Raw genomic sequence first — 25,209 nt, forward strand, 5'->3', positions numbered from 1 at the left:
ATACAAATACTGTATAAATATACAGTATAAAGGCATCAAAGGGAACGTGGGATGAAATGTGTCCCAAATGCGCTGCAGGACCGCAACCGCGGCAGGGTGATTGTCTGCCGTCAGGGCGTAACGGTCTGACTCCACGCGTTGCCGCGTTGCGTGAAAGTTTGCGCCGCCGCCGGTGCAAAAAGTCCCTGCTCCGCTTGCCAGCTCATGCGCTCCACGACGATCCGATGCGCTTCCACGCGCAGTACATTGAAGGAGTTGCTTTCGCCGCGGCTGCGGGTCGAGGTGGCGGTGCCGGCCTGCACCACCAGCGCGGAATAGCCTTGAATGTCGTAGCGTCCGGCGCTGCTGACGGCGGAACTGGCATGGACATGGCCGGCCAGCAGCATGTCGGCGCCGCAAATCGCAAACGCGCGCATGGCGGGCAAGGCCTTGCCGACCAGGTCGTGGTGCCGCGGTCCGGGCGGCAGATCGAAAGGATGGTGCGTCACGATGATCTTCACCACATGGTCGCCGAGCGTGGAAAGTTCGCGCCGCGCTATTTCGATTTGCCGGTCGTTGACGCGGCCGTCCTTGATGGTCAGCGAGCGCGCCGTATTGATGCCGATGACGGCGATTTCCTCGTCGATGAAGGTCGGCTGCAACTGCGGCGTGATGTGGCGGCGATATTTGGTCAGCGGGCTGAAAAAGCGCGCCACGACGTTGAACAGCGGAATGTCGTGGTTGCCCGGCACGATGATCTGCGGCTGCGGCAAGGCGTCCAGGAACTGGCGCGCTTGCCTGAACTGTTCGGAGCGCGCGCGCTGGGTCAGGTCGCCGGAAACCACGATCAGGTCCGGCGCGATGTCGTGTATCTGGGCGATGATCGGCGGGATGACGGCTTCGTCGATGCGGCCGAAATGCAGGTCGGAGAGATGGACGATGGTGCGCATGCTCAGGCCTCCTGTACTGAGGATGGCGGCACGATGACCGTCAGCGACGCCGGGCGGATGCGATACAGCAACGGCGTCTGCATGATGGTGACTTCGCCGTCGGTGGCGACGCGCAGGCGTTTGGCGCGGCGATGATGGGTGTCGATCTCGATTTCCCTGGCGCTCAGGACGTCGAAGTCGCGCGCTTCCCGCAATCGTCCGAACAGCGCATGCAGCGCCAGCCGCACCAGACCGAGCCGGCCGGTGCGGTGGCATACGTACAGGCTGAGCTTGCCGTCGGCCAGGGTGTTGCGCTTGCCGATATTGAGGCCGTCCATCAGGTATTCATTGTTGCCGATAAAGACGAAGGGCGTGCGGCGGCGATGTTCGGTGTTGCCGACCAGCATGCGCACATCGAGGAAAGGGTAGCGTCGCAACGCCTCCATCGCGGCCCGGCAGAATGCCAGCCATTTGCCGCGACCGAAGCGGTGCTGCTGTTTTTCGCGGTTGCGCACGATGTCCGGGTACAGGCCCAGGCTGGAGTTGTTGATGAACAGCACGCCGTTGACTTCGGCGGTATCGATGACGAGCCGGCGGCCTTCGGCGATGTTGCGGATGGCGTCTTCCAGCAGCAGCGGGATGTGCAGGTCCTTGGCGAAGTGATTGAGGGTGCCCAGCGGCAGCACGCCGAGTGCGGAATTGCTGCCGCTGACAGCCGACGCGACTGCATTGACGCTGCCGTCGCCGCCGCCGGCAACGACGATGTCCGTACCAGCGTGGACTGCCGCACGTGCTGCACCGATGAGTTGCATGCCGTCTTCCGCGAGCATGACCTGGGCCTGAATCTGGTGTTGCCGGAAACCGTCCATGACGCGTTGCGCCAGTTCCTGCGAATGACCGCTGCCGGCGCGGGCGTTGATGATGACGGCGACATGGGCGGGGTGGCGGGGCGATTCGGGTTTGACTGTCACTGGCGGAACATTCGTGAAAATCAGTTTGAAGACTTCTGCGCCAATTGGTGCCGCTGCACGGTAAAAATAATCGTTGCCCATAAGGCAAACCAGCCCAGGCCTTCCAGCATGGCGGCCAGCGCGTCGCTGAAAAAATGCGCGCCGAGATAGATCCGGCTCAGTCCGGTCAGCAGCGTCAGGACTGCCGCCATGCCGATGATCGCGGGACGGCGTGCGGCATTGTCCGGCAGGCTGGTCAGCCAGGCTGCCAGCACGCTATAGAACAAGGTCGCGCCGACGGTGTGGCCGCTGGGGAAGCTGTAGCTGTGCAAGACCAGGATGGAGTCTTCGAACTGGGGGCGGAGGCGCTGAAACAGGTGCTTGAGCCAGTAATTGAACAGCATGCCGCCCGGCACCGTCGCCGCCAGCGTCAGCAGCCAGGTCCATGCACGGCGTCGCACCAGCCAGAACGTCAGCACGAGGCTCATGGCGCAAATGCCGATGGTGCTGTGCAAATGGGTGTAAGCCAGCACGGCGAGTGTCAGCGCAGGCGTGGCGCGCGCATGAAACCAGTCGGCGATGTGTCGGTCCAGGTCGGCCAGCACGCCCGGCGACAAAGCGAGCACGGCTACCAGCGTGAACAGGGCGCAGGCGCACAAAACCGCCAGCATGCCGGTGGTCAGCGGCAGTCCCAGGTAATGGTCGCGCGCCAGGCGCGCTTGCAGGAAAGACGGTTTATCCGACGAACGTAGAGACATACCTCTATGAAACTACGAGCAAGGAGCGGCACCCAGTGCGATGGCGCGCAGCGCCGGCAAATCCAACAGTTCCAGTTCGCGATGATTGACCTCGACGATGCCGTTCTTCTTGAGCGTCGACAGCAGGCGGCTGACGCTCTCGACGGCCAGTCCGAGGTAATTGCCGATCTCTTCGCGCGTCATGCGCAACTGGAAACGGGTCGCGGAATAGCCGCGCGTGGCATAGCGCGATGACAGGTTGACCAGGAAGGCGGCCAGCTTTTGCTGTGCGCTCATGCTGTTGAGCGTGAGCATCACGCCTTGCTCGCGCGAGATTTCCTTGCTCATGATGCGGTGGAACTGGCGCAGCAGTGCTGGCATGTCCTGAAACAATTCTTCGAGCTGGCTGAACGGAATCTCGCAGACTTCGCTGTCTTCCAACGCGACGGCTTCACATTGATGGCGACTGGCGCCGATGGCGTCCATGCCGAGCAGCTCGCCGGCCATCTGGAAGCCGGTGATCTGCTGGCTGCCGTTGCTGTTGACCTGATAGGTTTTGAAATGGCCGAGGCGGATGGCATACAGCATGTCGAAGGAATCATCCATGCGGTAGAGGGTCTGGTCGCGCTTGATGCGGCGGCGGCGGCCGATGATCTGGTCCAGCCGGACCATGTCGGATTCGTCCAGCCCCATGGGCAGGCATAGCTGATGCAGACTGCATGCTGAACAACCGGCTTTGAGCGCCTGCAGAATCGGGACCGGCGCGGCGTTGGAGAGAGTGGGCATAGGGGCGTTGACTCCTGTTATGGTCCTGCTGTGATTATTTATTGTAAGTCTGATGGTACAAGTTTACTTGATTAAACTTGATTAAACTTGATTCATTTTTCATTTGATTAGTTTTAATACTTCTCTAAATAACGGATGGCGGCTGTCGCGCATCCATTCAAACGCCACCATTTCCAGCGTGACCAGATGTGCCCCCGCCTGCGCCAGCCGGGTGAAAGCGGCGTCGCGGTCGGACGTCTTGCGCGAGCCGGCGGCATCGGTCGCCACCCACACGCGATAGCCGTTTTGCAACAACGTCATGGCTGTCTGCAGCATGCAGACATGGGCTTCGCAACCGCTGATGACGATTTCCTTGCATGCCGGCAAGAAAGCCGCCGGCAAACCGTCGACGCAAGCGTCGAAATGGGTCTTGACCAGCGTGCGGTCGCACAGCTTTTTGATGTCGGGATGATTGGGGCCCAGTTTTTCCGGCGTCTGCTCGGTCGCGATCACGGGCAGCCCGAGCAGGCTGGCGATGGTCGCCAGGCGGATGTTCTGCGCCAGCACCGCCGCGCCGTCGTGGATCGCCGGCATGAGTTTTTCCTGGACGTCGATGATGAGCAGGGCGGACTCGTTGGCATTGATCAGCATGGATATCTCCTGGGTGGCAGGAATTGAACGATTTGTGTCGTTGACGACATTTTGCCTGGATTCGACAATTTCCCATCGCCAATTCTCAAAGGAAAAATGTGGACTCGCCAAAATCACAGCAAGACCGGCATGTTAGCCAGTCTTCCTTACCCGAGACTTATAGCCGGTCAGGGTATCGCAATGCACGCATCTTGGCTATATGTCAGGGGCTATATACCTGCGCCATTTCGATCGACCTGACATTGACGGCATTGACCGGTTACCAGTTGGCGCCGGACAAGGCGCTGGCGACCTTGCCGTTTGCGCTCATCACGGTGGCCGGGGCGGTGGTGACCTGGTTCGCGGCGTTCCTGATCCAGCGGCTGGGACGGCGCCTGAGCTTTGCGCTGGGCGCACTGGCGGGCGCAGTCGGCGGCGCAATTTCGGTGTGGTCGGTCTTCAACGGAAATTTCTGGAGCTTTTGCATCGGCACGGCCGGTGTTGGCGTGTTCCAGGCGTTCGCCCAGTATTACCGGCTGGCGGCGGCGGATGCGGTCGATACCGAACTCAAGAGCCGGGCGATCTCGATGGTGCTGACCGGCGGCGTGATCGCCGCCGTGCTGGGGCCGGCGCTGGCCGCCTGGAGCAAGGATCTGTTTCCGACGGCCTTGTTTGCGGGCGCTTACCTGATGGTGGCCTTGATGAGCCTGTTGTCGATCGTGGTCTTGCTGGGTTTTTATCGCGATGCCGAAACGGTGGGCGCGGATGCGCCATCGGTGCAGGCGGTGCAGGCGCCGCCGCGTCCGACTTCGGAGATCGTGCGTCAGCCGGTATTCATGGCGGCCCTGGCCAACAATGTGGTCGGCTCGATGGTAATGATGTTCATCATGACCGCCGCGCCGCTGGCGGCCGTGGCCTGCCACCACGGCATCGACGACGGCGCCAGCATCATCCAGTGGCATCTGGTGGGCATGTACGGGCCATCCTTTTTTGCCGGCCATCTGATCAAGCGGTTCGGGCTGGGGCCGATTGTGTTGACGGGCGTGGCGCTCAATCTGGCCTGTGCGTTGATCGCGATGGCATCGACGACCTTGCCGGCGTTCTATATTGCCTTGCTGTGCCTGGGCATCGGCTGGAATTTCATGTTCGTCGGCGGCACCACCCTGCTGGCGCAATCGTACCAACCCAGTGAGCGCGCACGTACGCAAGGATTGTCTGAATTTTTGCGCTATGCTGCTACCGCGCTGGCGACGCTGGGGGCCGGACCTCTGCTGGAGCATTACGGCTGGTCGGCGCTCAATGTCGCCATCCTGCCTCTGCTGCTGATCTGCGCGCTTGTCAACATGCGCTGGATGGCGGCGGCCAATCCGTCCAAAGCGGCGGCGTCGGCCTGAGGCGCGATCCGGGACGATTCACTTCCATCATTTCCATCATTGAGGGGGACACAGAGAACCATGAAGCACAGCAAGACCTTGCGCGTTGTATTGCTGGCCTATCCGGGCATGAACCTGATCGACCTCAGCGGGCCGCTGCAATCCTTCGTCACGGCCGGTCGCATCGGACCGGCGGCGGGCGTCGGCGAACCGCGCCCGTTGTACGAAGTGCGCGTGCTGTCGGCGCAGGGCGGCGCCTTGCTGACCGGTGCGGGCCTGACCGTGACAACCGAACCGCTGGAGGCGCTCGACGGACAAGCGATCGACACGCTGATCGCGCCGGGCGGCAGCGTCGGCGAAGCGTTTGAAGCCGATCCCGCGCTGGTGGCGTGGATAGGGAAGAATGCCGCCAGGGCGCGCCGGGTGTGTTCGGTCTGTACCGGCGCCTTCCTGCTGGCCGCCGCCGGATTGCTCGACGGCAAGCGCGTCACGACGCATTGGGACTGGGCGCTGCGGCTGCAGCAGCAATATCCGGCGATCGAGGTCGATCCCGAACCGATCTTCATCCGCGAGGGCGACATCTGGACTTCGGCCGGCGTCACGGCGGGCATCGATCTGGCGCTGGCATTGATCGAGCAGGATTACGGCCACAAGGTGGCGATCGCCACGGCGCGGCAACTGGTGATGTTCATCAAGCGGCCGGGAGGACAATCGCAGTTCAGCGTGCCGCTGGTGTCGCAATCGTCGGAAAACGCCCGTTTCGCCGAATTGCACGCCTGGATTGCGGGCAATCTGAAAAACGACCTGCGGGTGGAAAACCTGGCCAGCCGGGTCAACATGAGTCCGCGTACATTCGCCCGCACCTACGTCGCCGAGCAGGGCCGCACGCCGGCCAAGACGGTGGAAGCCATGCGTCTGGAAGCCGCCTGCCGCGCATTGGAGGAAACCGATCTGCCGCTCAAAAGCATCGCCACCGAAACCGGCCACGGCGAGGAACAGAACTTGCGGCGGGTGTTTCAGCGTCAGCTTGGGGTGAGTCCGGCGCAGTACCGCAGCCGGTTTTCGGCGCATTAGGGGCGGTTTTTCAGGTGACGCTGATCCCATCCAGCGTCGTCAGCGCCGCCAGCGAATCCAGCCACCACGACAAGGCCGGCCCGGCGCGATAGTCGGGCCGGTATACGCACTGGATCGGCAGGGCCATGCCTTCGGGGGCGTGCTGCGAGGTCAGGATCCGCACCAGCTTTCCCGACTTCAGGTCGTCTTTCACCACATGTTCCGGCATATAGCCCCAGCCCATGCCGGCACGCAACAACGCATGCTTGGTGCCGAGGTCGCTCATGCGCCACGACAGCCGCGAGTGCACCGAGAAATCCTGGCGTGCGGTCAGTTCGCTGCGGTCGCTCAGCACCAGTTGGGTTTGCTGCGACAGCAGCTTGTCGGGAATCCTGCCCTTGACCGCCGCCAATGGATGCTGCGGCGACGCCACGCCGACTATCGTCACGCTCGGCAGCGTCACGCGCAGCAGGTTCGGCGGCGTGGTCGGCAAGGTGCCGAGGATACCCAGCATCGAGCGGCCGTCAATGACGCGCTCGGCGACCGCACCCAGCGCCTCGATTTCCAGCCGCATCGTCACCGCCGGGAAAGCATCGCGAAAACGGCGCAGCAAATCGACCAGGCAATCGGTGGGAAAGAACACGTCCACCGCCAGCGCCACTTCCAGTTCCTGTCCTTGTGAAAACGCATTGGCGCGCACTTGCAGCGAGTCGGCCTGGTCCAGCACCTGGCGTGCGTCGCGCAACAAGGCTTCGCCGGCGTCGGTCAGTTGCGGCCGGTAGCCGCTGCGGTCGAACAGCGCCACGCTGAGCTGGTTTTCGAGCGTGCCGATGGCGTAGCTGACGGCCGACTGGGCGCGGCCCAGCAAGCGGGATGCAGCCAAAAAGCTGCCGCTGTCGGCGACCTGGACGAATACGCGCAACTGGTCGAGGGAGAAGCGTTCTATGTTCATGGAGGCAACATTATCTATTTATTAGATATTGATTATAGAAAAATAATCAATTTCTTGTCGTGGGAATTCGCATTATTCTGACTCTGCTTTCTGATTCACCACGTTTCAGAGTTATTGACCGGACACTTACGCTTTATCCAAAACAATTTTCAGGGAGTTTCATCATGACCATTTCCAAATCCGCTTACACATTCGGACGCATCCTGCTGGCTTCGCTGTTCGTGGTTTCCGGCATCTTCAAGATCATCGGCTTTTCCGGCACGGTCGGTTACATGGGCAGCCTCGGCTTGCCGGCGCCGACGTTGGCCGTCATCGTCACGATCTTCGTCGAAGTCGGCGCCGGTCTGGCGCTGATGAGCGGCAGCCGCCTGGCGCGTCCGTCCGCCTTGCTGATCGCCGTCTTCACCGTCGGCGCGACCCTGGCCGCACATCGTTTCTGGGCCGTTGATCCGGCCGCCATGCAAGGCCAACTGACCAACTTCCTGAAGAACTTGTCCATCATCGGCGGTTTGCTGGTTTTCTGGTCGATCAAGCCAGCCGAGTAAGCCGCCAAACGCATCAAAAACGCATCAATCCAGACCATCAGGCGACGGCAGTTCCCGGAGCTGCCATCCCCCCAACAGGAGAAATACCATGAGCACCACTTTTACCCGCCAGCTCGAACGGCTGGTCAACGGCATCCCGACCCAGGATGGCGCAGGTGTCAGCCTCACCCGCGTGCTGACGCATGATCTGCAACGCCGCCTGGATCCTTTCCTGATGCTGGACGCTTTTCATTCGGACGAACCGGACGATTATCTGGCCGGCTTTCCCGACCATCCGCATCGCGGCTTCGAAACTGTGACCTACATGCTGCAAGGGCGCATGCGTCACCGCGACAATGCCGGCAACGAAGGTTTGCTGGAACCGGGCGGCATGCAATGGATGACCGCCGGCCGCGGCCTGGTGCATTCCGAGTTGCCGGAGCAGGAAGACGGCCTCATGAGCGGTTTCCAGTTATGGGTGAACCTGGCCGGGCGCGACAAGATGACGACGCCGGCCTACAGCGACATCCCGTCGACAGGCATTCCCGAAGCGACGCCGCAAGAGGGCGTGCAGGTGCGCGTGTTGGCCGGCGAGGCGTTCGGCGTCAAGGGCGCGGTCGAACGGCCGACCACCGCTCCGCTGTACCTGGATATCCACATCGCGGCCGATATCGTGGGCAATAAACGGCTCGCCTTGCCGATTCCGGCGACGCATAATGCCTTCCTGTATGTGTACGAGGGCGAGTTGCTGATCGGACAAGATCAACGCGTAGCCTCCGCCGGCCGCATGGCGATCCTGAGCAATACGCCGGGAGCGCAAGGCGTGGAGATTCAGGCCGGCAAGGACAGCCGCTTCCTGCTGATCGCCGGTCAGCCGTTGAACGAGCCAATCGCGCAATGGGGGCCATTCGTGATGAATACCCGCGAGGAAGTCGAGCAGGCGATCGACGATTTCCGCGCCGGCCGCTTCTGATACTTTTTTGATAAAGGAACGTCACATGAGCAGCATCCGTCATCTGATCCACGGCCTGGTGCGCGACATCGGCTTCCCGGTGCGCCGCCTGTTGCCGGCCGCCGCCGTGCGCACCGTCGGCCCGTTCGTGTTCTTCGACCACATGGGCCCGGTGGAATTCGACAGCGGCACCACCGAAGGCGATGTGCGCCCGCATCCGCACATCGGCCTGGCCACGGTGACCTACCTGTTCTCCGGCGCCATGATGCATCGCGACAGCCTCGGCATGGTGCAGCGGATCACGCCGGGCGCGGTCAACTGGATGGCGGCGGGGCGCGGCATCGTGCATTCCGAGCGCATCCCGGACGACATCCGCGACGGCAAGGTACCGGTGCACGGCTTGCAGATGTGGGTGGCGTTGCCGAGGGATGAAGAGCAGGGCGAAGCCAGCTTCCGCCACTATCCCGCAGACAACATGCCGCGCATCGAGCTGGACGGCGCCAGTCTGCATCTGTTGGCCGGCAAGGCTTATGGCCAGCAGTCGCCGGTCAGGACCTCCAGTCCGACGCTGTATCTGTCCGGGCGCATCAAGGCCGGCGCCACGCTGACCTTGCCGGCCGATTACAGCGAACGCGCGGTGTATGTAGTGACCGGCTCGGCATCGCTGGACGGCGAGGCGCTGGACGCCGGCGTGCTGGCGATCCTGGAGCCGGGCGGCGAGGTGGTGTTGACGGCGCAGAGCGACACGCTGTTCATGCTGCTGGGAGGCGAGCCTATCGACGGTCCGCGCTTCGTCTGGTGGAATTTCGTGGCGAGCAGCAAGGAGTTGATCGAGAGCGCCAAGCTGGCGTGGCGCGCGCAGGACCGGTCGGTGTTTGCGGCAATTCCTGGCGAAGTGGAATGGATTCCGTTGCCTGAAAAATAAGTTTCGCTGCCTCCGACCGCACATGAGAACCGCCCTGACTCCGGGCTAATGCCGTTCAGTCAGACCTATTTTCCCAACCATCGTCCCTGCGCACACGGGGACCCAGTGTCGTGATGACGTCCGGTACGACGCTGGGTCCTGACTTTCGTCAGGACGACAGGTTGTGATGAACTGAGCTGAATGGCATTAGCCCGGAGTCAGGGCGGTTTTCATTGGCGTTTCAGGCTTCCTTGCCGCGGATGATCCAGACCGGCAAAGGACACTGGTGCATCACTTTCTCGGCGACGCTGCCCAGCACCAGGCGGCGAAAACCGGTGCGCCCGTGCGAACCGATCACGACCAGTTCGGCCTTGCTGTCCTTGGCAGCCTTGAGGATGGCGCCGGGCACATCGCCCGGTGTCGACTGGCTCTCGACCATGCGCGTATCGCCCTGCAGTCCTGTCGCAACGATGCGCGCCTTTGCTTCGTCCAGGATGGCCTGGCCGGCATCGACGACGGCGCCGTGTATGTCGGCCGAGGGCGTAAAGCCGGTGTCGTACAGCAGGTGGCTATTATCGACGACATAAAGCGCCTCGATCGTGCTGCCTAGTGCATGGGCCAGCTTGATTGCTTCGTCCAGCGCCTGATTGGCCGTTGTGCTGCCGTCAACGGGGACGAGGATCTTTGCGTACATGCATTGCCTTTCTAGATCATGCCCAGGATACGGCCAAGTTCTGCGATGTAAGGACTGTCCTTGAGGATGGCGCCTTCCACCGAATCCATGAGTTCCTGGGCCGAGTTGCGGGTCTTGCCGATGTGCTCGCGCAGTACATGCGTCTGCACTTCGGGGGTGTCCAGGTGGCTCTTGAGGGCGGAGAAATCGTTTTTCAGGTTCTCGGCCTGCGGACTATCGGCGGAAATTTTCTGCAACTCCACTTCCAGTTCGGCGAGGATCTGCTTCAATCGTACGTGGTTGGCATCGTCTTGGCGCAGGATGGGATCGGACATGTTGACTCCAGGAGGGTTGATGATGATGGTTGTTGATTATCTGATAGGCCATCATAAGAGATGTGGGGATATTGTGCTGAGAAAGAAGGGTACCGCACATTTGTTACACTGCGGCATTCCATTCAGTCACTCACCCAAGAAAGCACCGAAATGAACGATCACCCCGTTATAAGCTGGACCGAAGCAGGGGAAAATTGTTCTGCCCGCTGGCGCTCCGAAGCCGGCAATTCTGCACCCAAACATGTCGCTCTCGCCGATGACCGCATATCGGCGGATGTCGCCTACAAACTGGTCTGCGAAGGCACCGGTTTGCTCTGGCGCGGCGATTACCAGAACGCCCGCCAACTGTTGCAGGCGCTGGCGCGCCGCATCGACAAGAAGTCGGAACGCAAATCCGGCAAGGCGGCCAAGGCGCCGGAGAAACCGCCGGCGCCTGTCTCGGCAACCCAGGCATTCCATCAGCACCGCCAGGCCCAGGCTCAGCGCGCGCGCATCCTCGGCATGCTCTTGTTGCCGTTGGAGGCCGACTACAGCATTCCCTTGCGGCGTGCGCCCGACGTCAGCCAGGCTTGCATGGAAGCATATGGGCAGGGCGGCGAAGCCAGCGTGGTTTCATTGCGCGAAGTGCTCGGCCTGATTGGCGCGCATGAATGGCGCAAGAAGGGCGTGCCGGTGCCTGCGCTGGGCGCCGACATCCATCCCTATTACGGCGTGTTCTCGCCGGTGCGCGGCGAATATGTCGACCTGGTTGCGCAAGCTACCTTGCCAGCCACCGACCTGGCGTTCGACATCGGCACCGGCACCGGCGTCTTGGCGGCGGTGCTGGCCAGACGCGGCGTCAAACGCATCGTCGCCACCGACCAGAATCCGCGTGCGCTGGAATGCGCAGCAGACAATCTGGCGCGGCTCGGCGTCGCACAACGGGTAGAGCTTGTCACGGCCGACCTGTTTCCGCCGGGGCGGGCGCCGCTGGTGGTCTGCAATCCGCCGTGGGTCCCGGCCAAGCCGAGTTCGCCCATCGAATATGCCGTTTACGATCCCGACAGCCGCATGCTGCGCGGTTTTCTCGACGGTCTCGGGGCGCATTTGACGCCGGGCGGGGAAGGCTGGCTGATCCTGTCCGATTTTGCCGAGCATCTGGGTTTGCGTTCGCGCGAGGATTTGCTGGCGATGATCGACAAGGCAGGACTGCAGGTCGCCGGAAAACAGGACATCAAGCCGCGCCACCCGCGCGCCAGCGATGCCGAAGATCCGCTGCATGCCGCACGCGCGAAGGAAGTGACGTCGTTGTGGTGCTTGAAAACGAAATAATCAATAAAAACATATAATTACCAATTATTTTTAATGTGATTTATTGGATTTTTGTGATTGAAACGACTAATTTTATTGTCGGAAAGGCATGCCAATGAAAGCGATTTCCTTCCCCTCTCTGTTCGCCGGCTTGCTGCTGGCGCTGGGCGCGGCGGGCGCAGCGTCGGCGCAGCCGCGCGACCGTCTTCCCTACCCATACGGCTACGAGCGCCCCGAGCCTGAGCAGCCCGTCGTCACCACCAGCGCCAATACCTGCAGGTGCGAAGTGGCCGACACCAGCGGCAGCGCCTGCATGATCTACATGCGCACCAACGCCGCCGACTGGCTGGCGCAGAACGCGCCGCAGACGCGCATGCGTTCATCCAACGACGGTCGCTATTACGACACGCCGTTCGCGTTGGCGGCGAGCGCTTGTGCGGGACGCAAAGTCAACGCATCGACTGTCAAGGTGCACTGGCTGGACAAGAAAAACGCCATTCTGGAGTGGAAGTGATTTCTCTGAGATCGCTTCCAACTTATTGTTTATCATCGATTTAATTCCACCTGCGAGAAGATCCAGTCGCGGAAGCGCACGATCTTCTTGCTGTTCTTCTCCCCCTCGCGATAGCTGAGAAAATGCGTCTCGCGCAGGACTGATTTCAATTCTCCCCCATCGAGCCGCACCAGTTCGCCGTTGGCGATTTCCTGTTCCGCCAGACGCGTGCTTTCCAATGCGATGCCGACGCTGTTGACTGCCGCCGCCAGCGCCAATGAAGCGCGGTCGAAGGACGGCATCGGCCGTCCGGGCGGGAGTTTCATGCCGTTCAGCGCGAACCAGTCGCTCCAGCGCACCGGGTTAAGCGTCGACTGGATCAGCGTCATGGCTGCGATGTCGGCCAGCGTCGGCGCAGGTTTGTCCTTGAGCAACGCCGGTGCGCACAGCGGCACGATGGTTTCCGAGCCGATCGCTTCGCTGACGATGCCGGCGCGTTGCGGCGCGCTGCCGTAGGCGATGGTCAGGTCTAGTTCTTCATGGCGCAACAGATCCATCGGTTCTGCGCCGGACGACATGCTGATGTTGATGTCGGGATATTGCTGCATGAAGCGCGGCAGGCGCGGCCCCAGCCATTTGGTGGCGAAGCTGGGCGAACAATGCACCGCCAGCGCATCGCTGCGGCGCACCGGTCCGAGTTCTTCGCAGGCGGCTTCCATCAGGTCGAAGGCGACCGACAACTGATCGAGCAGGCGGCGGCCGTCGGCGGTCAGTTCGACGCGGCGAAACGAACGGGTGAACAGGGGTTTGCCGAAATAGGTTTCCAGGCCGCGCACCTGATGGCTGATCGCCGAAGGGGACAAATGCAGTTCTTCGCTGGCGAGTGCAAAACTTTGCAGGCGGGCGGCGGCTTCAAAGGCGCGCAAGGAAAAGAAACTCGGAAGTTTTCGCATTGCGGCCCCGGCATCCGTTCATGAGGTGAATCAGATTCATCATATTGTGAATACTCGTCATTTGTCAAAGCGGAGGCCTTCTTGGGATGATCGGTCCATCGAAAAACGTATCAACACATCAATTCAGGAGACCAGCAATGATGATCGATATCGCCGAACGCGCGGCGCAGTCGGCCGCGTCCTACAGCGCCCTCAATGCTTCCGATCCCCGGGTGTCGGTCTATCAGCCCGAGCAGCAGGGTCTGAAATTCCCCGAAGTCCCGGTATTCGCCACCCACGCCGAAGAACGCCAGCATCGCAAGGAGCGCCTGGTCGCCGCTTGCCGCGCGTTTGCTCTGCATGGCCTCGACTACGGTTTCGCCGGACACCTGACGGTGCGCGATCCGGAGTTCCCGGACCTGTACTGGACCAACCCGATGGCGGTGCATTTCTCGCAGGTCAAGCTGTCCAACCTGATCCTCGCCAACCATCATGGCCAGGTGGTGCAGGGCTCGTATGCGTTGAACCGCGCCGGTTTCGTGCTGCACGCCGCCGTCCACGAGATGCACCAGGATATCGTCGCCATGTGCCACGCGCATACCGTGTACGGCACCGCGTGGGCGGCGCTGGGACGGCCGCTGGATCCGATTACCCAGGATGCGGCGGTGTTCTTTGAAGATCACGTGGTTATCACCGCCGAGGCCGGCGCGGTCGCCGTCAAGACCGAAGCCGGCAAGTCGGTTGCCGCCGCCTTCGGCAAGAACAAGGCCGCAATCCACCAGAATCACGGCTTGTTCACCGCCAGCCGCCACAGCATCGAGGATGCCGCGTTCTGGTTCATCGCGCTGGAACGCTGCTGCCAGGTCCAGCTCATGGTCGAAGCCACCGGCATCAAGCCGACCATGGTGTCGCCGGAGCGCGCCCGCTACAGTCGTGAAAACGTCGGCAACTCGTTCATCGGCTGGCTGCACTTCCAGCCGATTTATGAACAACTGGCGCAGACCAGTCCGGACATGTTCGACTAGTTTTGCTTCCTGTCTTTGCATCGAGGCAAGGATGCCGGCCATTTTCCATGGCCGGCATTTGCCGTTGCATCAACCACTGCCGCTGAAAGGAGATCGCCGCCCCAGACCACTTGCATCACCGCCGTCCTGATACGTCAAACCATATAACCGCGCGCACGCGGACCCATCCGTTCTAACACAAGGAGCAGGAGACATGACGAAGTTAAGCAGACGCGAATTTCTGATCGCCGGCGCAGCATCCGCGGCGGCCGCCTCGACGTTGGGGAACGCGGCATTCGCCGCCCCGACCGCACCCGGCGGCATCGACTACCCGATAGAAAAAGGCGCGACCCTGCGCGTCTTGCGCTGGAAGCGTTTCGTCCAGGGCGATGAGGATTTGTGGAACGAGAATGTCAGGAAATTCACCGAACTGACCGGGGTGGCGGTACGCACCGACAGCGAAGGTTTCGAAGACGTTCGGCCCAAGGCTGCGGTGGCTGCCAACGTTGGCAGCGGCCCCGACATCGTGCTGGGCTGGTTCGACGACCCGCATCAATACCCGACCAAGCTGATCGATGTCACCGACCTGGCGACCTCGCTCGGCAACCGTTACGGCGGCTGGTACGACGTATTCCAGAAATACGGCAAGAGCAACGGTAAATGGATCGCGATTCCGCTTGGCGTGATCGGCATTTGCCTGGTGTATCGCGACAGCCAGCTCAAGGCGGCCGGTTTCGAGGCCGTGCCGAAGGATTTGCCCGGTTTTCTCAAGATGGCCCAGGCGCTCAAGGCCAGGAACACGCCGGTCGGCTTCGCCCACGGCAAGGCGGTCGGCGACGCCAACAACTATGCGCACTGGTTACTGTGGGCACACGGCGGCAAGCTGGTCGACGAGCACGGCAACGTCGTCATCAATTCGGCCGAGACGCGCGCCGCGCTGGAGTACGGCAAGCAGCTTTACCAGACCATGGCGCCAGGCACGCTGTCCTGGCAAGACCCGTCCAACAACAAGGCCTATCTCGACGGCCAGATCAGCCTGACGAACAACGGCATCTCGATCTATTACGCCGCCAAGAATTCGACCGACCCCAAACTGCAGGAACTGGCCCGCGACACCCAGCACGCGCATTACCCGATCGGCGTTTCCGGCAAGCCGACCGAACTGATGCAGCTCACCCAGATGATGGCTTTCAGGCACACCAAGTACCCCAATGCAGCCAAGGCCTTCATGCAGTTCATGATGGAGCCGGACCAGTTCAATCCATGGATGAAGGCCGCCATCGGCTACGTCAGCCAGCCGCTCAGGGCCTACGAAAAGAACCCGGTCTGGACTGCCGACCCCAAGGCCACGCCGTACCGCGACGCCGCCTCGCTGATGCTGGACCATGGTCATGCCGGCCCGCTGGGGCAAGCGTCGGCGGCCTGTCTGGCGGACTATGTGATCGTCGACATGGTGGCGGAAGCCGCCAGCGGCTCCAAGACGGTGCAGCAGGCAATCGACAGGGCGGCGGAGCGGGCCAAGCGGTTTTACAAAACCTGATCCGGATGAAACATTTCCTTGTCCCGGTACAGGTCGGGACAAGGAGGGGGATTGCCGATGCAGTGCGGAATGAAACTTCAATAGAAATGGACGCGCCGCCGCTTCTGGCTGATTGCAGTCGTCAGGAGGTCGAATAATGTTGATTTTAGTGGCGCAATCTTGCCACGATGAGCTTCCGGTCGAGATCGCCGGGCTTCCGATGCTTCACGACAGGGCCTGGCGACGAGGCCGTTTTATTTTTCACTGAACGTGACAGACTCCAGACTGAAGTTGACCAATTTCGACCCGCCCTCCACGCCGACCGCGAATCCGCTGATTTGCTTAGCGCATTCTGAGCATCCTGAGTTTATGTCTACTCGTCCCGGCAACCGTCCTCCAACTCCAGCAAACGCTCATTGAGCCGCCCCAGCAGTTCTGCCAGTTGGGCAATCTCTTTCTCGCTCAGTACTTCAAAAAGCTGAGCGCCGAAGCGTTTGCGCACGGGCTCGGATGTGCTCAGCACTTCTTTTCCCAACTCAGTCAAAGAAATGTATTTGACGCGGCGGTCGGCGGCATCCGTTATCCGTTCGACAAGTCCGTCCCGTTCCAGGCCGTCTATCGCTTCCGTGATCGTGCGCGGTGCGAAACCGAATGCTTCCGCCAGATCGGTCGAGCGCGCTTTGCCGTCGCGCTGGATGCAACTCATTATTTTGATGCGCGCAATCGTAGCGCCTTGTCCCGCCATGAGCTTGTCGAGCGCGCGGTGCGAGCGCACGTAGAAATCGCGCAACGCTTCGGCTGCCTTGGTGTAGTCGTTTGTAAAGGTGGTAGACATGTTTTCTCTTTGTACCATATTATATGGTACCTCATTAATTTGCCGGCGAGCTTGTTTCTGGCTCACCAATGACACCAGTTCAGGATAAATCAAACATGACCGACGCGGTAGACAATCGCTCCGATGCGAAGCAAAACCCTCCCGAAGCAGAGTTGAAGGACGACAAACCAAAGAAGAGGCTGAATCCGCGCGCGCGATTCGTGCTTCGCGCGCTGTTGACGGCGGCGCTGTTGCTGGTTGCCGCGTGGTTCGTTTATTACCAGTTGCGCGGCAAGTACCTGGAAAGCACGAACGATGCCTTTGTCTATGCCGACAGCGTCACCGTCGCCCCCAAGGTTTCGGGTTATGTCGAGCATGTGTATGTGGCTGACAATCAGGATGTGAAGGCCGGCCAGCCGCTGGTGCGCATCGATCCGCGCGACTACGCCGCCCAGTCCTCGCAGTCGAAGGCGCAGATCGATGCCGCCGCCGCCAGCGAAGATGCGTCGAAGGCGCAGTTGCAGGAACAGAAGGCCGCGATCGCCCAGGCCCAGGCGCAACTGGCGTCGGCCGAAGAAGATGCGCGCTACGCCGCGTCGGAAGTGGAACGCTATACGCCGCTGGCGGCAAGCGGCGCGGAGACCCGCGAGCGCCTGACCACGTTGCGCAATCAGGCGGCGCAGGCCAAATCGACGGTGGCGTCGCGCCGCGCTGCGCTGGAGGCGTCGCAATTGCGCATGCACTCCATCGAGGCGCAGATCCGCCAGGCGCAAGCCCAGGGTGAGACGGCGCGGGCGCAATATGACGCGGCCAACGTCAATCTCGGCGCCACCGAAGTGCGCGCCAGCGTCGCCGGCAAGGTCGGCGACAAGCAGGTGCGGGTCGGCCAGTTCGTGTCGGCCGGCACGCGCATGATGACGGTGGTGCCGACCGATTTCTACGTGATTGCCAATTTCAAGGAAACCCAGATCGGCATGATGCGCACCGGCCAGCCGGTGACGATCAGGATCGACGCCTTGCCGGGCGCCAGATTCCAAGGACACCTGGATAGCATTTCGCCCGGCACCGGCGCGCAATTCTCATTGCTGCCGCCGCAGAATGCGACCGGCAATTTCACCAAGATCGTCCAGCGCGTGCCGGTGCGTATCGCCGTCGATGCGTCGGCGGAGGATCGCAAGGTCTTCGTCGCCGGGCTGTCGGTGACGGCGGAAGTCGACACCGGCGCCAAGGAGCAGGTTCATTGAGCGCTACACCTGAAGCCCAGAAAGCCGACGCCGGCGCATGGCTGGCGGTGGCCGCCGGCACGCTCGGGGCCTTGATGGCGACGCTGGATATTTCCATCGTCAACTCCTCGCTGCCGACCATCCAGGGCGAAATCGGCGCCAGCGGCACGGAGGGCACCTGGATTGCCACCGCCTATCTGGTGGCGGAAATCATCATCATCCCGCTGTCGTCGTGGCTGGAAAAGTTGCTCGGCCTGCGCACGCTCCTGTTGGCTGCGGCCAGTCTGTTTACGCTGTTTTCGGTGATGTGCGGTTTGTCGAGCACGCTGCCGATGATGATCGTCGGCCGCATCGGACAGGGCTTTACCGGCGGCGCGCTGATCCCGACCGCGATGACCATCATCGCGACGCGCCTGCCGCGCGCACAGCAGCCGGTCGGCAATGCGATGTTCGGCGCCACGGCCATCCTCGGGCCGGTGCTCGGGCCGGTGCTGGGCGGCTGGCTGACCGAGAACGTCAGTTGGCACTACGCCTTCTTCATCAACGTGCCGGTCGGCATTGCGCTGATCACGTTGCTGCTGGTGGCGGTGCCGTATGTACGGCCCAAACTGGAACAACTGGCCGAGGCCGACTGGTTCGGCATCCTGGGCATGGCGCTCGGTCTCGGCGGGCTGACGGTGGTGCTGGAGGAGGGCGAGCGCGAGCAATGGTTCTCCTCGCCCGATATCCGTTGGCTCGCCGCCGTGTCGCTGACGGGATTCGTCCTGCTGGGCATCGGCCAGTTGCGCGCCAGGCATCCGGTGATCCAGTTGCGGCTGTTGCGCGACCGCCAGTTCGGTTCGGTGGCGATGATGGCAATGATGGTTGGCGTCGCGCTGTACGGCACGGCTTACGTGATCCCGCAATTCCTCTCCGGCATCGCCGGCTACAACTCGCTGCAGTCGGGCGTGATCGTACTGTTATCCGGCGTGCCGATGATCCTGATGATGCCGTTCGCGCCGATGCTCATGCGCACGGTCGACATCCGGCTCGCGGTCGGCGCCGGCATGTTGCTGCTGGCCGTGAGCGCCTTCCTCGAAACCGACCTCAGTCCCTTGTCGTACGGCGGCTCCTTCGTGGCGTCGCAGCTCTTGCGCGGCCTCGGCACGGTGTTGGCGATGCTGTTCCTGAACCAGGCGGCGATCCGCTCGGTGCCGGCTTCGCAGGCGGGCGACGCGGCGGGAATTTATAGCGCCGCGCGCAATCTCGGCGGTTCGCTGGCACTGGCCAGCATCGCCGTGATCCAGGACCAGCGCTTGTGGCTGCACAGCCGGCGCCTGGAGGAGAGCATGCATGCCAATTCCGAGCTGGTGCAATCGAGCATGGCTGCGCAGGCGCATCTGCTGGGCGGCCAGGACACCGCCATGCAGATGCTCGGCACCACCATCCAGGCGCAGGCGCTCACCATGACCTACGCCGATCTGTTCTGGCTGCTGGGTGTGGCCATCCTTTGCATCTCGCCGCTGGTATTGTTTCTGCGGCCTTTGCCGACCAGTGCCCCGCCGGTTACGACTCACTGAAAATATCATGCGAACACTTCCTCTCATTCGTCTCCTTTCCCTTGCATCTGTCGCGACCCTGGCCGGCTGTGCGCTCGGCCCGGAGTATGCCGGACCGCCGGATGCCGCGCCGCAAGCAACGCAGGCCGGCCGCTTCGTGCGCGCCCAGGATGCCGCCAACGCCGAGGCGCCCGTCAACCGCTGGTGGGAAGCATTGGGCGATCCGGTGCTGAACGATCTGGTGCAACGGGCGCTGGCGGCCAATCCCAACCTCGGCATCGCCAAGGCGCGTCTGCAACAATCGCGCGCAGCGCTTAGCCTGGAGCAAGCCAATGCACAGCCGAGCGTCGGCGCTTCAGGGTTGGCAGGACACGCACGCCTGCCGCCCATCAATCTGGCGGGTTCGTCGGGCACCTCCGACTCTCCCGTCAACGTGAATTTGTACAGCCTCGGTGTTGATGCCACATGGGAAGCGGACCTGTTTGGCGCCCATCGCCGTTCGGTCGAGGCTGCCGGCGCCACCGCCGAGGCTGCGGAAGCTTCGCTGGCCGACGTTCAGGTCAGCCTTGAGGCGGAAGTGGCGAATGCCTACATCAACCTGCGCGACCGCCAGCGGCGCATCCGGCTTGCCGATGAGTCGATCCGAGCGCAAGAGCAGATGGCGGCGCTGACGCGCCAGCGCCTGGAGCGCGGCACCGCTTCCAATCTCGACCTGATCCGCGTGCAAAACCAGCTCGACGGCACGCGCAGCGACCAGGCGCCATTGCGGGCGGACCTCGATGCTTACCTGAACCAGTTGGCGACGCTGGCGGGGCAGGAGCCGGGAACATTGGACGACGTGCTCGCGTCCACCGACGCCTCGCCGCTGCCGTTGCCGCCTGCGCAGGTGGCGGTGGGCGATCCGGCGACGTTGCTGCGGCGGCGGCCCGATATTCGCGCGGCGGAACGCACCCTGGCCGCGGACACTGCCAAGATCGGCCAGGCCGAAGCTGCCCGCTATCCCAGCCTGAAACTGTTCGGCCTCATCGGTTTGGGCGGCGCACATCCTTCCGACCTGACCAGGCTGGATGACTTCACCGCCGTGGCGGCGCCGATGCTGAGCTGGAATTTCCTCGACTTCGGCCGCGCCAAGGCGCGCGTCACGCAAGCAGAGCGCGTACGCGACGAAGCGGAGATGAAGTACCGGCAATCGGTGCTGGAAGCTTTGCGCGACGCCGAGGATTCGCTCTCGCGCTTCCGTTATGGGCGCGTGACCGTCGCCACGGTCGCACGCACCAAGGCATCCGCCGACCGCGCGCTGGAACTGGCGCAGCAGCGTTACAGCGCAGGCACGGGAACACTGATCGACGTGCTGGACACGACACGGCAACAGATCTCCGCGCAGCAGAACCTGTCGCAGGCCGAAGCTGCCTTGACCCGCAGCTTCGTCGGCATCCAGAAAGCGCTCGGGCTCGGTTGGAGCAGTTGATTGCGGCCGGCGGCAAGATCGTGTCGGGCATCCATCATTCTTAGTCTTTGGCTTTGACCGTTATCGGGAAATTCAATTTCCGCCCCGATACCTGCGGTGCTACCATCTGGCAGATATTTATCCCTGCCCACGTCAGGGTGATGCTGCCGGATCAATCCAAGGAGGATGTCTCATGTCGAATGAAGCCAAGTGCCCTTTTAATCATGCCGCCGGCGGCGGCGCCACGAACCGCGACTGGTGGCCAAAGCAGTTGCGGCTGGATCTCCTGGCGCAGCATTCGTCGAAATCCAATCCGATGGATCCGGATTTCGACTATGCAGCGGCATTCAAGAGCCTCGACCTTGCCGCAGTGAAGAAGGATCTTGCCGCGCTGATGACCAATTCGCAGGAATGGTGGCCGGCCGATTTCGGCCATTACGGTCCGCTGTTTATCCGTATGGCGTGGCATAGCGCCGGCACCTATCGCATCGGCGATGGCCGCGGCGGCGCCGGACGGGGGCAACAGCGCTTTGCGCCGCTCAATAGCTGGCCGGATAACGTCAGCCTGGATAAAGCCCGGCGGCTGCTCTGGCCAATCAAGCAAAAGTACGGCCGGAAGATTTCCTGGGCCGACCTGATGATTCTTACGGGTAACGTCGCGCTGGAGACGATGGGTTTCAAGACCTTCGGTTTCGCCGGGGGCCGCGAAGACGTGTGGGAACCCGACCAGGATGTCTATTGGGGAACCGAGAGCACCTGGCTGGGCGGAGACGCGCGTTATGGCAAGAGCAAGCCCGGTGACGACACGGGAGAGATCGTCGCCGACGCGGACTTGCACGGTAAAGAACAGGACCGTACCGATAGCCAGGAACGCAACCTGGAAAATCCGCTCGCTGCGGTGCAGATGGGGTTGATTTACGTGAACCCCGAAGGTCCGGAAGGCAATCCAGATCCGATTGCCGCGGCGCATGATATCCGCGAAACTTTTGCCCGTATGGCGATGAACGATGAGGAAACCGTTGCGTTGATCGCCGGCGGCCACACCTTTGGCAAGACCCATGGCGCCGGCGACGCGAAGCATGTGGGACGCGAGCCCGAAGCGGCAGGTCTTGAGCAGCAGGGACTTGGATGGAAGAGCAGCTTCGGCACCGGCGTGGGAAAAGACGCGATTACCAGCGGCCTGGAAGTGACCTGGACCCAGACGCCGACAAAGTGGAGCAACCACTTCTTCGAAAACCTGTTCGGTTATGAGTGGGAATTGACCAGGAGCCCGGCCGGCGCGCATCAATGGACGCCGAAGAACGGCGCCGGCGCGGGCGTCATTCCGGATGCGCACGACCCGTCCATGCGCCATGCGCCCACCATGTTGACTACCGATCTGTCTTTGCGCTTCGACCCGGCCTACGAAAAAATCTCGCGGCACTTTCATGCCCATCCCGACGAATTTGCCGATGCCTTCGCCCGGGCCTGGTTCAAGCTGACCCATCGCGACATGGGGCCGCACGCGCGTTATCTGGGGCCCGAGGTGCCGGCTGAAGCGCTGATCTGGCAAGATCCGGTTCCTGCCGTGGACCATGCATTGGTTGACGATAAGGACGTCGCCGCACTGAAGGCCAAGGTATTGGCGTCGGGATTGTCCGTGTCGCAATTGGTGTCGACGGCGTGGGCATCCGCGTCTACCTTTCGCGGTTCGGACAAGCGCGGCGGCGCCAATGGCGCACGCATTCGCCTTGCTCCGCAGAAGGAGTGGGCCGTCAATCAGCCCGAACAACTGGCCAAAGTGCTCAAGATTCTTGAAGCTGTTCAGAGCGACTTCAACGCGGCGCAGTCCGGCGGCAAGAAGGTCTCGCTGGCGGATTTGATCGTGCTGGCCGGTTGCGCGGGCGTCGAGCAGGCGGCAAAGAATGCCGGTCATGCGGTGACGGCGCCGTTCACTCCCGGACGAACTGACGCAACGCAGGAGCAAACCGACGTCGATTCATTCGCGCCGCTTGAACCGATCGCCGATGGTTTCCGGAACTACCTCAAAGGCCGGTACAGCATCCCGGCCGAGGCTTTGTTGATTGACAAGGCCCAGTTGCTGACCTTGACGGCTCCTGAGATGACCGTGTTGGTGGGGGGTATGCGAGTTCTGGGGGCCAATGTCGGCCAAACCAGGCACGGCGTGTTCACTGAGCGTCCCGGGGTATTGTCCAACGACTTCTTCCTGAACCTGCTTGACATGGGTACGCAGTGGACGGCGTTGTCGGAGTCCGGGGATATGTTCGAAGGACGCGACCGCAAGACCGGTGCAATCAAATGGACCGGCACGCGAGTCGATCTGGTATTCGGTTCGCACTCGCAGTTGCGCGCGCTGGCGGAGGTCTACGGCAGCGCCGATGCGCAGGCGAAGTTTGTCCATGATTTCGTGGCGGCCTGGACCAAGGTAATGAATCTTGATCGTTTCGACCTCAGGTGATCTTGGAGAGGGCGCCCTGGAAGTCTTATTCCCTGGCAAAGCGGCGAATCCTGTGATTCGCCGCTTTTATTTTGCCGTCTTCACGACTCGCGCTTCTTCAGAGGAGAGGCGCCGCATCAAAGCCCGTCATGCGCGGACACTTGCACCGCCTGCCTGAGGGAAACAGGAGGCACGACCATCGCGGCGAGCAGAATCGCCACAGCAATCAGGAACATGACCAGGAACGTGATGTGCAACGAATGATGCAAGGCCAGCCGCACCAGCGTGTTCTGCAGGCCGCCGGCGGCCTGCGCGTCGAGCAGTTGCTTGATCTGGTCGGCGGTGATCGTGACCGCGCCTGACGTATGGGCAAGTCCGTAGTTGAGCACCGCGCCGAACAGCGTCGCACCGAGCGTATTTCCCAGATTGCGCGAGAACAGGTTCGACGCCGTGGCGCTGCCGCGCTGGACGGGTTCCACGATTTCCTGGATCAGCACCAGCGAGCTGATGCTGGCAATACCCATGCCGAGTCCCATGACCAGCGAGCCCATGCCGGCCAGCACCGCCGGGCTATCGGGCGTCAGCAGCACAAAGAACAGAGCGCCCAGCGGGATGATGCCGCTGCCGAACATCATCAACTGCCGCAACCCGAAACGATGCAGCGATTTCGCCGTCATGGTTGCGCCGAGCGGCCAGCCGACCATCATCATCGTCAGCGCCAGACCGGCAACGACCGGAGTACGATGCAGCACGCCTTGCACATACACCGGCAGGAACGTCGTCAACCCCATCATCGCCATGCCGACGAACACCGTCGCGCAATTTGCCGCCGCGATCGGGCGATGGCCCCATATGCTGAACGACACCATGGGATCTGCCGCGCGCCGCTCCTGCCAGACGAACAATACGGTACAGGCGACGAATACCGCCAACTCGGACAACGCCCGCTCCATATTGGACGCGCCGGCGTCGGTCAAGGCCAGCATCAGCGCCCCGATCGCGGCGGTAAACAGCACGGCGCCCGGAATGTCGAGCGACGGCTTGCCATGTCTGTCGCTGTCGCGCAGAAACACGGTGAAGCCGACCGCGGATGCCAGTCCGATCGGCACGTTCAGCCAAAAAATCCAGGCCCACGACATATCGTGAATGATCAGGCTGCCGACCAAGGGGCCCAGCACTGCCGAAATCGCCCAGACGCTGGCGAGATAACCCTGTACCTTGCCGCGTTCCCGGGCCGGATAGAGATCGGCGACGATGGTCATGGCGACAGGCTGGATGGCGCCCGCGCCGACGCCCTGGATCAGGCGAAACACGATCATCGCCGGCATCGACCAGGCGAAGCCGGCCAGTATCGAGCCGACCAGGAAGATCGCGATGCCGGCCAACATCACCGGCTTGCGGCCATAGAGATCGGAAAGCTTGCCGAAGACTACCGTCATCGCGGTCTGCGTGAGCAGGAACGAGGAAAAGACCCAGCTATAGAGATGCAGCCCGCCGAGTTGCGTGACGATTTGCGGCATTGCGGTTGCGACGATGGTGGCTTCAAGTGCGACCATCGCCATCGAGGCCATCACTGCAGCGATGACGAGCGGGCGGTTGGATTGATGTGATTCGGACATGGCGTCGGTGTAGGGGCGTTGCCTGATCCACCACAAGGGGAGTTGCGGCGGCCTAAGCAATTGCGGTCAGATGGATGGCTTGTGCCGCATTATGCCGTGTCTCAGGGAAACGTGCCGAGGTGCAACAAAAACTGACC

The 25,209-nt window shown here is 62.1% G+C and carries 24 protein-coding genes; 13 read left to right on the forward strand and 11 right to left on the reverse strand.

Annotated features, from left to right (window positions below; genetic code table 11):
• Nucleotides 1-110: 110 nt before the first annotated feature.
• From RV1423_RS02320 to RV1423_RS02340, 5 genes are all read right to left on the reverse strand, one after another.
• Complete coding sequence (locus tag RV1423_RS02320) at nt 111-929, reverse strand: metallophosphoesterase (RefSeq protein ID WP_034292713.1); 819 nt, start codon at nt 927-929, stop codon at nt 111-113.
• 2 nt (nt 930-931) lie between these two features.
• Nucleotides 932-1,879 (reverse strand): diacylglycerol kinase family protein, encoded by a 948-nt coding sequence (locus RV1423_RS02325; protein ID WP_034292715.1) that lies wholly within the window; start codon nt 1,877-1,879, stop codon nt 932-934.
• Between the two features lie 20 nt (nt 1,880-1,899).
• Entirely contained in the window at nt 1,900-2,616 is a 717-nt protein-coding gene (locus RV1423_RS02330; protein ID WP_034292718.1) for a phosphatase PAP2 family protein, read from the reverse strand.
• A gap of 12 nt (nt 2,617-2,628) precedes the next feature.
• Nucleotides 2,629-3,381 carry a fumarate/nitrate reduction transcriptional regulator Fnr gene (gene fnr / locus RV1423_RS02335; RefSeq protein ID WP_034292720.1) on the reverse strand — a complete coding sequence of 251 codons (753 nt, stop codon included), beginning with the start codon at nt 3,379-3,381 and terminating at the stop codon, nt 2,629-2,631.
• 99 nt (nt 3,382-3,480) lie between these two features.
• Nucleotides 3,481-4,011, reverse strand: a complete 531-nt coding sequence (locus tag RV1423_RS02340) for an isochorismatase family protein (RefSeq protein WP_034292722.1) — start codon at nt 4,009-4,011, stop codon at nt 3,481-3,483.
• A gap of 191 nt (nt 4,012-4,202) precedes the next feature.
• On the opposite strand from RV1423_RS02340, the gene RV1423_RS02345 reads away from it, so the two are divergent.
• Entirely contained in the window at nt 4,203-5,384 is a 1,182-nt protein-coding gene (locus RV1423_RS02345) for an MFS transporter (protein WP_197034862.1), read from the forward strand.
• 60 nt (nt 5,385-5,444) lie between these two features.
• The gene (locus RV1423_RS02350) at nt 5,445-6,437 is read left to right on the forward strand and encodes a GlxA family transcriptional regulator (RefSeq protein WP_034292727.1); all 993 of its coding nucleotides are present in this window, start codon (nt 5,445-5,447) and stop codon (nt 6,435-6,437) included.
• A 10-nt stretch (nt 6,438-6,447) separates the two neighbouring features.
• Here RV1423_RS02350 and RV1423_RS02355 read toward each other — a convergent pair whose 3' ends face one another.
• Nucleotides 6,448-7,368, reverse strand: a complete 921-nt coding sequence (locus tag RV1423_RS02355) for a LysR family transcriptional regulator (RefSeq protein WP_034292729.1) — start codon at nt 7,366-7,368, stop codon at nt 6,448-6,450.
• Nucleotides 7,369-7,532: 164 nt separating this feature from the next.
• On the opposite strand from RV1423_RS02355, the gene RV1423_RS02360 reads away from it, so the two are divergent.
• From RV1423_RS02360 to RV1423_RS02370, 3 genes are all read left to right on the forward strand, one after another.
• On the forward strand, nt 7,533-7,913 hold the full coding sequence (locus tag RV1423_RS02360; RefSeq protein ID WP_034292730.1) for a DoxX family protein: 381 nt from the start codon (nt 7,533-7,535) through the stop codon (nt 7,911-7,913).
• 88 nt (nt 7,914-8,001) lie between these two features.
• The gene (locus tag RV1423_RS02365; RefSeq protein ID WP_034292731.1) at nt 8,002-8,865 is read left to right on the forward strand and encodes a pirin family protein; all 864 of its coding nucleotides are present in this window, start codon (nt 8,002-8,004) and stop codon (nt 8,863-8,865) included.
• A gap of 25 nt (nt 8,866-8,890) precedes the next feature.
• Entirely contained in the window at nt 8,891-9,769 is an 879-nt protein-coding gene (locus RV1423_RS02370; RefSeq protein ID WP_034292733.1) for a pirin family protein, read from the forward strand.
• Nucleotides 9,770-9,989: 220 nt separating this feature from the next.
• Here RV1423_RS02370 and RV1423_RS02375 read toward each other — a convergent pair whose 3' ends face one another.
• Complete coding sequence (locus RV1423_RS02375) at nt 9,990-10,442, reverse strand: universal stress protein (protein WP_034292735.1); 453 nt, start codon at nt 10,440-10,442, stop codon at nt 9,990-9,992.
• Between the two features lie 11 nt (nt 10,443-10,453).
• A complete protein-coding gene (locus tag RV1423_RS02380; protein ID WP_034292737.1) occupies nt 10,454-10,756 on the reverse strand; it encodes a hypothetical protein in 303 nt (100 codons plus the stop codon).
• Nucleotides 10,757-10,906: 150 nt separating this feature from the next.
• On the opposite strand from RV1423_RS02380, the gene RV1423_RS02385 reads away from it, so the two are divergent.
• Nucleotides 10,907-12,067 (forward strand): class I SAM-dependent methyltransferase, encoded by a 1,161-nt coding sequence (locus tag RV1423_RS02385; RefSeq protein ID WP_034292739.1) that lies wholly within the window; start codon nt 10,907-10,909, stop codon nt 12,065-12,067.
• Between the two features lie 94 nt (nt 12,068-12,161).
• The gene (locus RV1423_RS02390) at nt 12,162-12,560 is read left to right on the forward strand and encodes a hypothetical protein (protein WP_034292741.1); all 399 of its coding nucleotides are present in this window, start codon (nt 12,162-12,164) and stop codon (nt 12,558-12,560) included.
• Between the two features lie 32 nt (nt 12,561-12,592).
• Here RV1423_RS02390 and RV1423_RS02395 read toward each other — a convergent pair whose 3' ends face one another.
• Complete coding sequence (locus RV1423_RS02395) at nt 12,593-13,492, reverse strand: LysR substrate-binding domain-containing protein (RefSeq protein WP_034292743.1); 900 nt, start codon at nt 13,490-13,492, stop codon at nt 12,593-12,595.
• A gap of 140 nt (nt 13,493-13,632) precedes the next feature.
• Between RV1423_RS02395 and RV1423_RS02400 the strand changes: the two genes are divergently transcribed.
• Together RV1423_RS02400 and RV1423_RS02405 are read left to right on the forward strand one after the other, a co-directional pair.
• A complete protein-coding gene (locus RV1423_RS02400) occupies nt 13,633-14,496 on the forward strand; it encodes a class II aldolase/adducin family protein (RefSeq protein ID WP_034293105.1) in 864 nt (287 codons plus the stop codon).
• A 193-nt stretch (nt 14,497-14,689) separates the two neighbouring features.
• The gene (locus tag RV1423_RS02405) at nt 14,690-16,015 is read left to right on the forward strand and encodes an ABC transporter substrate-binding protein (protein WP_034292745.1); all 1,326 of its coding nucleotides are present in this window, start codon (nt 14,690-14,692) and stop codon (nt 16,013-16,015) included.
• A gap of 352 nt (nt 16,016-16,367) precedes the next feature.
• Here RV1423_RS02405 and RV1423_RS02410 read toward each other — a convergent pair whose 3' ends face one another.
• Nucleotides 16,368-16,829 carry a MarR family winged helix-turn-helix transcriptional regulator gene (locus RV1423_RS02410; RefSeq protein WP_034292747.1) on the reverse strand — a complete coding sequence of 154 codons (462 nt, stop codon included), beginning with the start codon at nt 16,827-16,829 and terminating at the stop codon, nt 16,368-16,370.
• 95 nt (nt 16,830-16,924) lie between these two features.
• Between RV1423_RS02410 and RV1423_RS02415 the strand changes: the two genes are divergently transcribed.
• From RV1423_RS02415 to katG, 4 genes are all read left to right on the forward strand, one after another.
• Complete coding sequence (locus tag RV1423_RS02415) at nt 16,925-18,052, forward strand: HlyD family secretion protein (RefSeq protein WP_034292749.1); 1,128 nt, start codon at nt 16,925-16,927, stop codon at nt 18,050-18,052.
• Nucleotides 18,049-19,590, forward strand: a complete 1,542-nt coding sequence (locus RV1423_RS02420; protein ID WP_034292751.1) for an MDR family MFS transporter — start codon at nt 18,049-18,051, stop codon at nt 19,588-19,590. Before RV1423_RS02415 ends, RV1423_RS02420 begins: the two co-directional genes overlap by 4 nt.
• A 7-nt stretch (nt 19,591-19,597) precedes the next feature.
• A complete protein-coding gene (locus RV1423_RS02425) occupies nt 19,598-21,037 on the forward strand; it encodes an efflux transporter outer membrane subunit (RefSeq protein ID WP_034292753.1) in 1,440 nt (479 codons plus the stop codon).
• A gap of 172 nt (nt 21,038-21,209) precedes the next feature.
• Nucleotides 21,210-23,474, forward strand: coding sequence for a catalase/peroxidase HPI (katG, locus tag RV1423_RS02430; protein WP_034292755.1), 2,265 nt, complete (start codon nt 21,210-21,212; stop codon nt 23,472-23,474).
• A 116-nt stretch (nt 23,475-23,590) separates the two neighbouring features.
• Here katG and RV1423_RS02435 read toward each other — a convergent pair whose 3' ends face one another.
• Entirely contained in the window at nt 23,591-25,072 is a 1,482-nt protein-coding gene (locus RV1423_RS02435; protein ID WP_034292756.1) for an MDR family MFS transporter, read from the reverse strand.
• Nucleotides 25,073-25,209 lie beyond the last annotated feature (137 nt).

Source organism: Herbaspirillum sp. RV1423 (genome assembly GCF_000577615.1).
Lineage (GTDB): Bacteria > Pseudomonadota > Gammaproteobacteria > Burkholderiales > Burkholderiaceae_D > Herbaspirillum.